The 14,826-nt window shown below is 60.0% G+C and carries 10 protein-coding genes and 1 pseudogene; 1 reads left to right on the plus strand and 10 read right to left on the minus strand.

The genetic code is table 11. The features are described from left to right. Nucleotides 1-51 precede the first annotated feature (51 nt). The 3 genes from pqqF to Q8K09_RS03520 all read right to left on the minus strand — a co-directional run bounded on the left by pqqF (nt 52) and on the right by Q8K09_RS03520 (nt 4,751). The gene (pqqF, locus tag Q8K09_RS03510) at nt 52-2,568 is read right to left on the minus strand and encodes a pyrroloquinoline quinone biosynthesis protein PqqF (protein WP_305253641.1); all 2,517 of its coding nucleotides are present in this window, start codon (nt 2,566-2,568) and stop codon (nt 52-54) included. Between the two features lie 394 nt (nt 2,569-2,962). After that, nucleotides 2,963-3,961, minus strand: coding sequence for a GGDEF domain-containing protein (locus Q8K09_RS03515; protein ID WP_305253642.1), 999 nt, complete (start codon nt 3,959-3,961; stop codon nt 2,963-2,965). Further along, complete coding sequence (locus tag Q8K09_RS03520) at nt 3,921-4,751, minus strand: alpha/beta fold hydrolase (protein ID WP_305253643.1); 831 nt, start codon at nt 4,749-4,751, stop codon at nt 3,921-3,923. Before Q8K09_RS03520 ends, Q8K09_RS03515 begins: the two co-directional genes overlap by 41 nt. Nucleotides 4,752-5,875: 1,124 nt before the next feature. Here Q8K09_RS03520 and Q8K09_RS03525 point away from each other — a divergent pair. Beyond that, nucleotides 5,876-6,475 (plus strand): nucleotidyltransferase family protein, encoded by a 600-nt coding sequence (locus Q8K09_RS03525; protein ID WP_305253644.1) that lies wholly within the window; start codon nt 5,876-5,878, stop codon nt 6,473-6,475. A 266-nt stretch (nt 6,476-6,741) separates the two neighbouring features. On the opposite strand, the gene Q8K09_RS03530 is transcribed toward Q8K09_RS03525, so the two are convergent. The 7 genes and pseudogenes from Q8K09_RS03530 to Q8K09_RS03565 form a co-directional block, all read right to left on the minus strand. Then, nucleotides 6,742-7,941, minus strand: coding sequence for an XdhC family protein (locus tag Q8K09_RS03530; protein ID WP_305253645.1), 1,200 nt, complete (start codon nt 7,939-7,941; stop codon nt 6,742-6,744). 13 nt (nt 7,942-7,954) lie between these two features. Then, a complete protein-coding gene (locus Q8K09_RS03535; protein ID WP_305253646.1) occupies nt 7,955-9,175 on the minus strand; it encodes a cytochrome c in 1,221 nt (406 codons plus the stop codon). A gap of 10 nt (nt 9,176-9,185) precedes the next feature. Continuing rightward, on the minus strand, nt 9,186-11,378 hold the full coding sequence (locus tag Q8K09_RS03540) for a molybdopterin cofactor-binding domain-containing protein (RefSeq protein WP_305253647.1): 2,193 nt from the start codon (nt 11,376-11,378) through the stop codon (nt 9,186-9,188). Nucleotide 11,379: 1 nt separating this feature from the next. Beyond that, nucleotides 11,380-11,841, minus strand: coding sequence for a (2Fe-2S)-binding protein (locus Q8K09_RS03545; RefSeq protein ID WP_305253648.1), 462 nt, complete (start codon nt 11,839-11,841; stop codon nt 11,380-11,382). Nucleotides 11,842-12,279: 438 nt separating this feature from the next. After that, the gene (locus Q8K09_RS03550) at nt 12,280-13,314 is read right to left on the minus strand and encodes an NADP-dependent oxidoreductase (protein WP_305253649.1); all 1,035 of its coding nucleotides are present in this window, start codon (nt 13,312-13,314) and stop codon (nt 12,280-12,282) included. Nucleotides 13,315-13,423: 109 nt separating this feature from the next. After that, nucleotides 13,424-14,017, minus strand: coding sequence for a TetR/AcrR family transcriptional regulator (locus Q8K09_RS03555; protein ID WP_305253650.1), 594 nt, complete (start codon nt 14,015-14,017; stop codon nt 13,424-13,426). A 676-nt stretch (nt 14,018-14,693) separates the two neighbouring features. Continuing rightward, nucleotides 14,694-14,826 (minus strand): annotated as a pseudogene (locus tag Q8K09_RS03565) (IS30 family transposase); the annotation flags it as partial.

The following is a 14,826-nucleotide window of genomic DNA, read 5'->3' on the forward strand; positions in this document are numbered from 1 at the left end:
CTGGCGGCATAGCGGAGACGAAGAAATATAAGGCGGAAGTCGGGCAGCCGATCAGCTTGCCGATGACCAACCCGATGGCGGCGTAGCGGCAGTGGCCAGCACCCGCCAACTACCTTGGGCCTGACTCAATTGACGGTGAGCGGCCAGCAACTGTGGCCGTTCCAGCGCGGCCAGAGCGTGCAATACAGCCACCTCATGCTGTGCAGGCAAACCGGCCAGGTGCGCTTGCCAGTGTTGCTCGGCAAACTCCCGCAGGTCGCTGGCCTGGGCCAGCGCCTGGCGGCGCAACTCAGCGATCATGCGTACCAGCGCCTGCTCATCGAGCACCGTCAGGCGCTCGCCCTGGAGCTGGAGAAAGGTCTCGATATGGCCGAGGACTTGCTCGGCCGTCGCATGCGGCGACTGCACGGCAAATAGAATGCCGCGCTGCGCCTGCACCTGGCGGAACCCGCAAAACAGCGCATAGCCCAGTTGCAATTCGCTACGCAGACGCTGAAAAAACGCGCTCTGGCAGGACTGTGCCAGCAGGCGCCAGGCGGCCTCGGTCACTGCATCCGTGGCAGGCAACGGGCAGAACAGCAGCAACGCCGAGTCACTGCAGTCGATGGCCGCATCTTGCCAGTATCGCCCGACAGAGACCATTGGCGGCGCCTCGGGCACGCGCAACGGCGTGACCGAACGGAACAATCGCTCGACCCCGGCCTGCCCGTCTGGAGCAATCCCCACGCCCAAACCATCGAACCGCGCCTGCCGGTAGCACTCATGCAGGCGTTGCGGGTTCAGCGTGGCGCAGTCGCCGCTGGGCGGCGCGAACACCTCGGGCAAGCGCCTGAGCAACAGGCGTAACGGCATCTCGGCTTGCACCTGAATGGCAGCCTGTCGCGCCTCATGCGGCGCTTGCTGCCAAGCACTCGGCTCAGGGCATAGCAACGCTGCAAGCACCCGCTGCAAGACCATCGGCAACAAGCCAGCAGCGCCCTGCAGTGACAACTGCCAGCCATCATCACGGACGGCTAACTGCAAAGCGACGCCAACCTCTGCAGCGTCAGCCGCAAGCCTGCGCAACGCCACCGTCAACAGCGCCTGCAACTCGGCGGGGTGGATCCGCTCGGCCAACCAGCAGCGCCAGTAGAGCACGCCTTGTCCGCCGGAGGCCGACGCGGGCAACCAACGCACACCTGTCGCGATGCCAAGAGCAGGCATTGCGGCGCCGTCAGGATCAAGAAACCAATTTACCGGCGGCAATTGCCACGCCCAAGAGCGAGGCGGCGCATTAACCGGCACCGCCTCCTGCATCTGCAAGGTAAAACCGGGGGCCGGCCAATGGGGCATCGGTTGGTCGCTACCGAATAGCATGATCAGGCGCCGAGCGTCCCGCATCTGCTCAAGCAACAGCGCAATCGCCGCCTGCCCTACCCCGCCCACGCCTTCATCCGCCAGGCAGTCCTGCCAATGACGGGCCAATGCCAACGGCTGCAAGCTGCGCAAACGAAAATTCTGGGCAGCCCGATAGCGCTCGTGCAAAAGCCCACTCGGATCAGCACCCGCAAAGAACTCCAGCCAGTCCAATACCGCGGCCACAATCGCAGCATGGGCAGCAGGCGCCTGATCGACACCCACACAGCTCAACAGCAACATGGCCTGATCGGCGTAGCGATACACCACGCCTACCTGCACCCCCTGGCACAGGCCGGCCTCGCGCAAACCGGCGAGCAAGCCGCCCGGCGCCTCGGAGCGCAGCCAGGTCTGCAGAAAATCCACGGGGGCGGCGCACTCGAGGGCGAAGCCAACGTGCAGGGATGCACCACCACCGGGCAGGGTCATGTGCAACTGCTGGACGCTCAGCGGTAATAACGCTGCCGCAGGCGCCTGCTGTTGCCTTTGCCGACCCGGCAGCGCAGCGCAGCGCTGCTGGGCCAGTGCCGCCAGCTCATCGAGTGACTGTGGGCCAGCCACTATCAGCGACAATTGTGCGGCCTGGTAGAAACGCTGGTGAAAACCCCGCAGCGCCTGCTGGAATGCAACGTGTTCGACGGCCAGCGTGTCGCGGTTACCAGCCTGGAACGCCGCAAAACGGTGCCCGGCCGGAAGTGCCTGTGCCAGCGCCACAGCCACCAGGGTGTCAGGGTCCTGGCCGCGAGCGAGAAACTCGGCATGCACCACCTCACGCTCGCGCAACTGCGCCGCCTCATCCAATAACGGATTGATCAGCATATCAAGCAAGCGGGCCAACGCCTCATCGAGTCGATCCGCTGGCACCTCGCAGAAATAATCGGTGTGGCGCGCCTGAGTCGAAGCATTGACCTGGCCGCCGCAGCCCTGCACAAACGCCATCAGACTCTGCTCAACGGCATAACCGCTGCTGCCGAGAAACAGCATGTGTTCGAGAAAATGCGCCATGCCGGGGTAGTACGTCGGTTCGTCATGGCTGCCGGCAGCGACCCGCACGCTGATCGCCGCCTTGGCCGTACCCGGCAGACTGAGCATGCTCACCTGCAGCCCGTTGGCCAACAGCCGAGACTCGGGCTGGGCAACCTCAGTGTGCGGCACGTTACAGGTGACTGGCATGACAAGGCTCGTTTTTACAGGTATCGGCGCCTCAGCATCGACCACCCGGCACGGCAAGGGCAATAGTGCTTTGGATGTAACCACCACTGCCCAAAGGCCAAACCAATTACCGGGCCACGCTGACGGCTGAGCAGATAGCCAATATCCGGAGCTTTATCAGCCTTGCTTGGTTGCCGCGGTCCAAATCAGATCAACCCTGCCTGTCAGGCTGGCATGGGCCACTGCCGGCTGGGCTTGGCCGCTGTGCTGCTCAGGCAGCGTGAGCCTAGCAACAGTTACCAGGTACCTAGCCATGTGAAGGGCCCGAACGCTGCTTCCAGTCGCGACAGGCCTGATATTGCCAGGTCGACTTTTCGGATAAGCCCATTACTGCGCGCCTGACACCAGGGTATCGTTAGAGGTCGGCGAAACAAACCGTGCGATTACGCCCACGGTGTTTGGCTTCGTAGAGTGCAGTGTCTGCCTCACTGAGCAAGCGCTCAAGGAACCGCGCAGCCTCCTGCCCCTGAAGCGCGAAGCTGGTAATGCCGATGCTCACCGTAATCTGTTCGCAGACCACCTGCACTCGTGCAACGTGATCATGCACACGCCGTGCGGTCAGCTCAGCACCTTGACGGTCTGAATAAGGCAGCCAGACAGCGAACTCTTCACCGCCATAGCGCACAACGGTATCTTGAGCACGCACGCTGCCCTGCAACTGCCGGGCTAATTCGCAGAGCACCCGATCACCTTCACCATGACCGAAGCGATCATTCACCTGCTTGAAGAAATCGATATCGATAAGCAGCAGGCTGCCAACAGACTGATCTGTTGCGGAGTTAATCCACTGCTCGACGTGTAACGACAGTGCCCGTCGATTGCCCAGCGCAGTTAGCGGATCAGTGTGGCTCAATTGAGTAAGTTGCTCAGCTTCAACTTTAACGTCTGCGGCATACTCAGCGAGCTGCGCATTGGCATGCTGAAGCTCAATATTGACCTTGGCTAGTTTTGCGGCAGTGTCCTGAGCCTGTTGCCGGGCCTTGAGTAGTTCGGCCTCAAAACGCTGGCGTTCCTTGGCCACGAAAAACAACCAGACCACCACGCGCTCGCCATTTGCATCACTTACCCGCGCATTGGCCATAACCGGTATGGACTGTCGGTCAGCGGCGAGTAGCTGCATATAAATTTCACTGAACTCACCATTATTGAGCAGCAAAGGCCAAGCGTGAGTATGCAAAAAGATGCGACTGGCTGGGGGGAAGTAGCAATCCATGGTGTCACCATCCCCTGGCCCCAGCAGATTGATAAATTCAAGATTGCTGTGCAGGACATAGCCGCTGCAATCCGTCACCAGCACAGGGCAAGGCAGGCGTTCAAGATAGAACAAGGTTGCCGCACTCTGACAGGTAATCATGCATGGCCACTGCCACCAGAGTAGGGTGACTCATGTGGGCGCAATGACCGGTGACATCCAGGACGCCCAGATGACTGTTGCTCAACTGCTGCTGCAGGTACTCCCCAACAGACAAAGGCGCCAGGGCATCTCTGCCGTGTTGCAGGATCAGGCTTGGCGTAGTGCAGTGCTGTAAATCGTCACGAATGTCAGAAAAGAACGTGACCTCAGCAAAGAGTCGCGCCATGACCGGGTCAGTGGAGCAGAAGCTGCTGGACAACTCTGAGGTAAGCGGCTGATCAAGTGCCAAACCGGCGACTACCGGCGCGAAATACTGCGCCCAACCGATATAGTTTTGATCCATGAGGGCAAGTAAACCTTCAAGATCAACTCTTTCGAAGCCACCCAGATAGCCAGGCGGATCATTGAGAAAACACGGCGAAGGTCCTATCAGAATCATTCGAGAAAACAGTTCGGGGCGCTGTATCGCCGCAAGGATACCGATACTGCAACTGACCGAGTGCCCTACAAATACTACATCTCGCGTGAGAGCCAAGGCGTCGCAAACATCGATCAAGTCCTGCGCATAACCGCGCAGCGAGCAATAGCGCTCCGGGTTGAATGCACTGACATCCGAGTTGCCGCTACCGACGTAGTCAAATAACACCTGTCGATGGCTCGAAGAGAACGCAGGCGTGAGAAGCTTCCACATTTCCTGGTTGCAGCCAAATCCATGGGCGTAGAGCAAAACCGGCGCATCTTGATCCGCGTGCCATAACTGCTGAACGTTGTTGCGCTGGATAACATCCACTTAGGCACTACCTCATGCACAGCGTTTCGATAAACCACGGACAGACCTGCGGATACTCATCAAGATCGGTCAGCAATTTTTTCGCCAGTATAGCGTTGGAAATCTAAGGGATGTCGGGCATAGAACCAGTATTTTCAACCCCACAGGTTTGATACATCGAAGGGGCTCGGGCGCTCTTCACGGTGTTTTTGGTTACTGCGCCCACTTGCGCAACATCCACCGAGCATCAGGCATAGCCACGGCCGCGCGACGCAAAGCACCGCGTCACCCAGTACTTGGCAACTGCCTGCAACGTACATTCGCCAAGCGCCCTACTCAGCCAGTTATTGGTTTGGGATGCGCGGGCGTAGCCAACTGGCCGAAATCGCGGCGGGTCTGACATGGTTGGTTTACCCGAGCGGCATGAACACTTCGTATTCATCCGGGCAGTACTCTGGCCAACGCCCGAGCCATCACGCCGATGCGATTTGCTTTGGCGATAACATCCGGAACACCTACCCAGTCACGCACCGCTCACCCAGGCTCCCGCGCTGGCCTTACGATCGAACACCTGGCGTTCCTGATAAACTTCCGCAGTCTGCTGCATGAGTCTGAAGTGCGCGGCATTGCGTGCAGGCTCGCGCTTACGGGCAGCGAGCGCGCCGATAAATCTATTCTTCGATCAAATTAGTTTGCTACACGCAGCAACGCCTATTCAGAAGCACGCAAAAAAGCGGAAACAGTGGCACATGATCGATGCAGAAAACTTATTCAAATCCAGCTTATAGCCAGTAACCCCAGCGCCTGAGCCCAACAGAAGGTTTTCTGTCGCCCCCATGATGGACTGGCGCAACTCCATTGTTATCAGTGGCGCCTACAACCTTCATGCACAATTTCTACTCAGTTTGTAACACCACCATGGCACCCGTTTGCGCACGTCTCACTGGAGTGCGTCCAATCACAAAAGGTGCAAAAGCATTTGAAATGCCCTTAGCCAAACACGCTGAGTTGATAACCATCCAGCAGGCGACGCCGGAGGCACAGAGTAGGGATTTTCACGCGAAAAACGGCCTCAAATGCCCACTAGCCAGCAAAGAGCTCATAACCCCTTGGTCCACGGTTCGGCAGCATAGGATTATTTCAACATGACAGAACCGCACCGCAACCCTGAGTGTATCGGCCTGGTACTCGCCGCCGGCGCCGGGCAACGCTTCGGCAGCGATAAACGCCGCGCCCAGCTGGCAGATGGCAACAGCTTGCTGCGCGCAACGGTATTGCGCGCACGAGAAGCCTTCAGCGATGTTCGGGTCGTGTTAAAGGCTGGGGATGATGCGCAGGCCTTGGCTATTCCACCCGGCGTTCAGCTGATACGTGCGGTCGACGCCAAACAGGGCATGGGCTCAAGCCTGGCTGCCGGCATCCAGAGCCTGGCAAACACGCAGGCCACTGCGGTGGCGGTGCTGCTCGGGGATATGCCATGGATTTCTCTCGCGACCCTGCGGCAACTGCGTGCGCAAGCCCACGCTGAACATATCGTCGTGGCTTACTGCGAGGGTCAGCGCGGCCACCCGGTGTTATTCGGCCGGCGTTTCTGGCCGGAGCTGATGCAACTGCAAGGGGAGAATGGGGCCAAGGCTTTGATCGCCGCCCATGCGCAGCAGGTGATTGCAGTGACGCTTATTGACAGCGGCATTCTGCGGGACGTCGACAAGCCTGAGGATCTTAACCACCCACCGATTTCATAATCAGGGCGCTGCCAGTAAAGATGGCGTCTTGTTTATCCGTCGGCGCACGGCTGAGCAAGCCTGTCAGCTGCGGCCATCGGCCACCCAGCAAGTGCATGCTGCACGCGGCGGTGAAGCTCAGGCGAAGTGTGCGCAAACACCGACCCTGTCGATCAACGATCACCCGGCCATGTCAGCATCGAAGCCAACGGCTGACTCGCCAGTTAGCACCGCGACAACACGTATGGGTTGATTCATGCAGATGGATTCCTCGGTTAATTCAGTTGTCAGCGCTGCACGGCAAGCCGCCGACAGGCCTCTGCAGCAACAGCAGTTTGCGCCACGACAGCGATCCGCAGCGGATCGCTGTCGTGGATGCTCGCAGTGCGCAAACGCAGGCTGCCGCCACTGCGACCGTTGAGCACCGCCTGAATTTCCGCCAGCACCGCCATGGCCACGCTCTCCGGGGTATCGCCGCCCAGGTCCAGGCCAATCGGATAGTGCAAATTCGCCAGCCCCGGCAGCTCACCCTGCTGCTCGTGAATGCCGGCCAACAGGCGCTCGGTGCGCTCGCGCGGGCCTAACTGGCCGACATAGCAGGGTTCACTGTGTAACGCGCCCTGTAGCCAATGCGCATCTTGCACCAGGCTGTGAGTCATCACCGCCACCGCGGCTCCGCGCACCAGCTCGCGGTAGGCGAAAGGCTGCTCAACATCGCCGACCAGCACCTGATCCGCCTTAACAAAGCGCTCGGCTCGGGCAAAATGCGCCCGGCCGTCGACCACCGTCACATGCCAGCCCAACAGCTTGGCCATGCGCACCAGTGGCTGGGCATCATGGCCCGCACCGAAGATCACCAGCCGTCGCACAGCTGGCAGGTATTCCAGAAGCACCTCCACCTCGTCCGCGCCATGTGGATAGAGACAGCGGGATGACTTGCCGCGCACCAAGGTCTGGTGCAAGTCTGCGCTGATCTGTTCAGCCAGCCCCGAGCGCAGCAGCTCGCCCTCGGCGTCCTGCCCAGGCACCAAGTACAAGCGCTCGCCCAAGCGTGGCGAAGCAGCGCCCGGGCTGGCAATCACCGTGGCGATGGCCGCCGGTTGCTGGCTGTCACGCACGCCAATCAACGCATCGACCAAGGTGCAAGGGCCGCTGGCTGGCAGGCGCTCGAACAGCACGTGAACCTTGCCGTTGCAGCCCAAGCCGAAGCTCAGCGCTTCCTCGCTGGCCTCATCCTCTTCGGCGGTGCTGTAGCTGCGCAGCGCCGGTCCGGCTTCGGTCAGCCACCAGGCCTTTTTCGCCACTTCCGCCTCCAGGCAGCCACCACTGATGGTGCCCTCGGGCCGGCCAAAGCGCGACACCAGCATGCGCGCGCCGGGCCGCCGATACGCCGAGCCTTCGACCTTGACCACGGTCGCCAGCACCGCCTCGCGGCCAGCCTCGCGCTCAAGCAGGAGCGCCTCCAGCAATGTGTTCAGGCCTGACATGCGGCACCTCCACTCAATGCAGGGACTCGGTCCGGCGCTTGGCAACGGCCGGCACCGAGACCTGCGCACCACTCTCGCCAAAACGCTGCAACATAAAGCTGCTCAGCGCGGCCAACTCTTGATCGGTGTAAATGGTGCCGAACGACGGCATACGCCGATCCACTGGGGCGTCGGCGGTACCATGGCCACTCAACAGAATACCCAGCAAGTTACTGGCGGCAGGGTCGTTGACCGTCTTCAGGCCCAGCAGCATGGCCGTTGGACTCTGGCTGCCAGTGCCATCCCAGCGGTGGCAACTGGCGCACGCTTCGGCGAACAGCTTATTACCGAGCGCATTGCCGCTGCCCTGCTCCGCCAGCGAGGCCAGCTGCGGACGGGCCACACCTTCGCTGCGCGCCGGGGAGTCTTTGAGGAAGACGGCTATCGCGTGGCGGTCGGCGTCGGTCAGATGGCGCAAGCTGTGCTCCACCACATCCGCCATAGGCCCGGCAGACATGCCCAAACCTGGCGCGGCACCGTCTTTCAAGTAGTTGGCCAGTACGTCCGTAGGCCAGGCACCCACGCCATAAACGGGGTCGGCGCTAATGTTGTACGCATTCCAGCCCTGAAGCACGTTACCGGCCAACGAGCGATCGCTGCTGGCTGCCTGAAACAGGTTGCGCGGTGTATGGCACTCGCCGCAGTGGCCCGGCCCTTCGACCAGGTATTTACCGCGATTCCACTCATCGGAGTGCTGGCTGTCCGCCTGAAACGGCTCGTCATCAAGGAACAGAAGATTCCACAACGCCATGCCCCAGCGCTGGTTAAACGGGAAGCTGATGTGGTTTTCCCGCGGTGCCTGTTCGACAGGTTCCAGGCTGGCCAGGTAGCCCTTGATCGCCAGAATGTCATCGCGCGACATCTTGCTGTAGGAGGTATAGGGAAACGCCGGGTAGTAGTGTTTGCCATCTCGGCCCACGCCGGTTTGCAGCGCGCTGACGAACTCGTCATCCGTCCACGCGCCGATACCGGTTTGCATATCCGGGGTGATGTTGGACGAGAACAGCGAGCCAAACGGCAGCTTGAACTCAACACCACCGGCGAAAGGTTGACCGCCAGGCACGGTATGGCAAGCCACGCAGTTGGCGGCGCGCGTGAGGTATTCGCCCTTAGCGAGCAAGTCGTCTTGCGCATAGGCCGCTTGCGCCAGCAGAGCAGCGCTGGCGAGCGTCAGTAGGTTGTTTAGTAATTTCATCAGTAACTCCTTAAACCGGGTAGTAGCCGAAGCGGCTCAGCGGCAGGCGACGGATACGTTGACCGGAGGCCGCGTACAAGGCATTAACCAGGGCCGGGCCGATCAACGCAGTACCGGCCTCACCTACGCCACCCGGCGCTTCCAGGCTAGGCAGCAGGTGCACCTCCACCGCCGGGGCTTCACTGATGCGCAGCTGCCGATAGTTGTGGAAGTTGGTCTGCTGCACCTGGCCGTTGTCGATCAGGATTTCGTTGAACAGCGAGGCGGACAGGCCGAACAAGGTACCGCCCTCGATCTGCGCCTTAACCGAGGTCGGGTTAGTCGCAAAACCGCAATCCACCACACTGACCAGGCGCTTGATGCGCATGCCTAAGTCGCCCTGCATCTCCAATTCAACCAGGGTTGCCACATAGCTGCCGAACACCGCACTGACCGCTACGCCGCGCCCCTGCCCTGCTGGCAACGGCTGGTTCCAGTCACACTTCTCGGCCAGCAGGCGCAGCACCGCCTGGGCACGTGGCTGGTCTGCCATCAGCTCCAGGCGGTAGGCCACCGGGTCGGCCTTGGCGTTGTGCGCCAGCTCATCAATAAAACATTCCAGGGCATAAGTGCCGCGCAGCGGGCCCACGCCTCGCCACCAGGACACGGGGACAACATTCGGCTCCTGGCGGATATAGCGAACCTGCAAATGCGGCAGGCTGTAGAGAGGGTCCACCGCCACTTCCACAGCATCGGCATCCACGCCGTTGGCCGGCAAGCTACCGGCGTAGCGAGCGAGAATAGAGCCGCCAGCAATGCGGTGTTCCCAGCCCAGCGGACGCCCCTTCGCGTCGAGCGCGGCCTGCATACGGTCGGCGTACAGCGGCCGGTAGAGGTCGTGGGTCATGTCCTCTTCACGGCTCCAGATCAGTTTGATCGGGTAATCAACCTGCCGCGCAATGGCCACCGCCTGGGTGATGAAGTCGAACTCCAGACGCCGGCCAAATGCACCGCCGATCAGCTGGTTGTGCACCTGGATTTTTTCCACGGGCAACCCAGTGATTTGGGCAGCCGTCTGTTGGGCGAAGACCGGCACCTGGGTACCAACCCACAGCTCGCAGGCATCTTTACGCACATGGGCCACACAGCTCATGGGTTCAAGCGGCGAATGCGACAACAGCGCCTGCTCGTAAACCGCCTCGAACTGGCTGGCCGATTGCTGCTTGGCTTGCTCAATGTCGCCGGTGCGCTTGGCGACAACGCCATCACGGCTACTGGCCGCGAGCAGCTCTTGGTCCAACTGCTTGGAACCGATAGCGGCATGCGGCCCCAAGTCCCACTCGATCTTCAGCGCCTTGATGGCCTGCTGACAGGCCCAGAAGTTGCTCGCGGTGACGGCCACAGCATTGTCCAGGCGCACGATGTCGCGCACCCCAGGCACCCGCCGTGCCTGACTGTCATCCACTGTGAGTAGCCGTCCGCCATGCACCGGGCAGGTGATGCTGGAGGCCACCAGCATGCCGGGGATTTGCAGGTCGATGGTAAAGCGCGCCTTGCCGTTGACCTTCGCCGGCGTGTCCAGGCGCTGCGCGGGGGTGCCCAGCAACTTGAACTGCTCCGGGGTTTTCAGCGGCACCGTGTCTGGCAATGGCAGCGTCGCAGCCGCCTCGACCAAATCGCCATAGGCAGCCTGCAGGCCATTGGGGCCAAACACCTGGCCGTTCTGCGCATGGCACAGGCTTGGCGCGACGCGCCATTGCAGAGCAGCTGCCTGGATCAACAGGATGCGCGCCGTAGCGCCCGCCCGACGCAGCGGCTCCCAGGTGTAACGAGTAGACGTCGAGCCACCGGTGGCCTGAAACTGCAGCAGGGTGTCGGTATACAGCGCCGAGTTCGGTGGCGCCTCCTCGATTACCACCTGATCCAGGGGCACTTCCAGCTCCTCCGCGACCATCATGGCAATACCGGTGTGCGCGCCCTGCCCCATTTCAATCTTCGGCGAGATCACCGTGACCACGCCATCGGGGCCCACCCGCACAAAGGCCCCGAAGCCCTCCGCGGAACGGTCGCCCAGCCGGCCTGCAGCAGCCGCATCAGCGGCGGCACTCTTGGCCGCCAGCGGTGGTAACCAGGTGCTCAACACCAAGCCGCCGAGGGCGATACCGCTGCCCTGCAAGAGACGGCGACGGGACATATCAACGGTCATTACTTTTGGCTTTTTCATCTCACGCCTCCTCAACCTGGCCAACACTGTGAATGGCCGTGCGAATCCGGGTGTAGGTGGCGCAGCGGCACAGATTGCCCGCCATGGCGGCATCAATCGCCTGATCATCGGGCTTCGGCTGGCTCTGCAGCAGCGCCGTGGCGGCCATGATCTGCCCTGACTGGCAGTAGCCGCATTGCACCACCTCGTGCGCCAGCCAGGCCTGCTGCACGGCTTGGCCCACGGCTGTCTCACCGATGGCCTCAATGGTGGTGATCGAGCGCCCCGCCACAGCTGAAATCGGCGTCACACACGAACGGATCGGCTGGCCATCGAGGTGCACGGTGCACACGCCACATTGGGCAATGCCACAGCCATACTTGGTTCCGGTCAGGCCCAGCACATCGCGCAAGACCCACAGCAGAGGCATATCGGGTGCGACGTCAACCTGCTGCGACTGTCCGTTGATGATTAACGTTTGCATGCTATTTCCTCTGCCTAAAGTGTTAATGCTGACAACCTTGGTTATCGCTTTGATCATGTGGGTGCGCTACGTGAGGCAGACTAAAAGCTTCATGCCCTCACGAATTAATCCGCCTCAAACGGGCAACCAGCCACCACTGCCAGTGGAAAGGAGATCAGCTGGGAGACAGGCACCAATATCATCAGCGGGAAACGCAGATCACGGGTTAACGGAGCTAATACACTCAGCGCCAACAAGCGTGTTGGGTAAAGCCCCAGCCAACCACTGCACGCCAGAACATGGCGTTTATTTGATGCGAGCGCTTACTGAGTGCATGCATAAAAACCCCTGCGTGCATGCCTGTAATGTTGCGACCTGAATTTTTTAAATAAAAAAGCCCTACCAGCAAGGAGCTTGAGCTGGTAGAGCAATAACCACGGTTATACCAACAGCAGGCAGTCAGTCTTCACTGACGCGAACCACTAACTTGCCAAAATTGCGTCCCTCTAGCAGGCCGATAAAGGCCTTAGGCGCTTCTTCCAGACCACTCACCAATTCTTCACGGTATTTAATCCGGCCTTGCGCAAACCAGCTCGAAATGTCGTTAAAGAACTCGTCGTAGCGGTGGCCGTAATCATCAAAAATAATGAAACCCTGCACCTTAATACGCTTACGCAGAATGCTCCCCATCAAGACTGGCAAACGATCTGGCCCGCTGGGTAACTCGGTATCGTTGTAGTGCGCGATAATGCCGCAGACCGGCACTCGAGCCTTGGTATTGAGCAGCGGCAGCACCGCATCGAAGACCTTGCCGCCGACACTCTCAAAGTAGATGTCGATACCCGCCGGGCAGGCCTTGGCCAGTTGCTCGGCGAAGTCCGGCGCACGGTGATCGAGGCAAGCATCAAAACCCAGCACCTCGACCGCATGCCGGCATTTTTCCGCACCGCCGGCGACACCGACCACATGGCAGCCCTTGATCTTGCCGATTTGCCCGACAGTCGCGCCGACCGGACCGGTGGCAGCCGCTACCACCAGGGTTTCACCCGCCTGCGGCCGGCCAATATCCAGCAGGCCCATGTAAGCGGTGAAGCCCGGCATGCCAAAGATGCCCAAGGCATAAGAAGGGTGTGCCGGCGACTCACCCAACGCGGTCAGGTCGCTGCCATCGGACAGCGCGTGGCTCTGCCAGCCAGCAAAGGACAGCACCCAGTCACCAACCTTGTAGGCGGGATTTTTTGAGACCAGCACACGGCATACAGTCCCCCCCACCATAACCCCACCCACTTCGACTGGAGGCGCATACGACGGCGCATCACTCATACGACCACGCATGTAAGGGTCAAGTGAGAGGTAGACAGTACGGAGCAGTACCTGCCCCTCGGCAGGCTCAGGAATGGGGCTTTGCTCAATGCGAAAATTCGCCTCGGCAGGCGCGCCGTGCGGGCGCGAGGCTAGAACAACGCGCTGATTGATTAGCTTTGACTGGGACATGTGCAAGCTCCTGGCTGGTGTTTAAAGAAGAGATTGTCTCGGCGCAAAAAATAGACCAGTCGACTATTTTTCCGGTAAAAAAGCCCTCCTTCAGGAGGGCAATCTGCCGTCAGGTGTTGCCTGGGTTCAGCATGATCTGGGTCGTGGTCATGGCGCTTTCCAGCGACCGAGTATTACGGTGCAACTTGCTAAGCAGGCTGGCCCCCAGCCACAGCTGGTAGAGGGCCGTTGCCGTGCGGTAAGCATCGCTCTGCGGAAGGGAACCATCATGCTGACCCTGCTTAATGCAGTCAGCGATGCGCAAAATGATCTGCTCTGCGCCATCGCGCAGCGTGAGCCGCATGGACTCAGAGAGGTCCGCTACCTCAGCACTCAACTTAACCACCAGGCACTTCTGCTCATCGCACGGTCCACAATAGCTATCAAGCCATTTTTGCCAGTAGCCCATAAGACGTTCTCTAGCCGTACCCCGCGTCGCGGCAAAGTGTTCGTCCATGCTCGCTAAATAATTGCGAAAATAATCCTCGAGCAGAGACTGGCCGTACTGCTCTTTGGATTTGAAGTAATGATAGAACGAGCCCTTCGGCACGCTTGCTGCTTGCAAAATCTCGTTCAGCCCGACCCCCGTGAAGCCCTTGATAACCATCATTCGGTGGCCCGTATCGAGCAAATGTTGACGCGTATCCTCGTAACGTAATTTCATCGACTTGCTGCACCAAGAATAGACCAGCCGTCTATATCAGGTTTCCGACGGAATTTCGAGCCACTCTTGGCGTCCAAACAGCGTTCGCCTAACCCGCGTCCAGCGGTTTCATCGCACCGCAGTGGACGCAAAGCACCGACCTGAAGTTCCCTGGATCCCTCAAAGCCCCCTTCTCTAGCGCCAGAAGGCAAGCCCCAAGATACAGACCTCAGTGCACTCGGAGGGAACATCCATGACGTCAATGCACTCAGCTCGTCACTCTAGTAGACTGGTCGTATTCCAAAAGATAAGCAACTTTATTGCTCGTAGCCATCTCAAATACCAACCGAGGTGGCGACCTGCTTCTGCGTCCCGCACCGCGCCTGACAGCGCGACAGAAACGCCAACATCAATGCGGCAGTACTTACCCAAGAGAGCAGATTTGGCCGCGCAAACGATCCGACCTTAAATGCCCGATCAAAGCCATGGGGGAAGTGATGAAAAAGACCATGGCAATCCGGCATGATCCTCCAGTCTCAATTCAATAGCCGTGTTGCACTCAGCTCCTGCAACCGCCCGCCTGTGTGCAGCGGGCAAGCCGGGAGGTGCTCATCCCCTGCAGTCGGGATGGTGGCGTCACTATGCGGGCCTGTTATTTGCCACATTTAATTCAGAATGGAAGTTATGCACCCTGAATTCAACTCATAAGTGCAACGCTCACCCCTGCATACACTTCGTACGGTGTCTTCCAGCCCAAGCGTTTGCGTGGTCGTAAATTGATCTTCGCAACAACCCGATTCACGCTTTCCACCGTCAGTGCACTGAAGTCA

The sequence above is a fragment of the Pseudomonas sp. genome, assembly GCF_030683065.1.
Taxonomy (GTDB): Bacteria; Pseudomonadota; Gammaproteobacteria; order Pseudomonadales; family Pseudomonadaceae; genus Aquipseudomonas.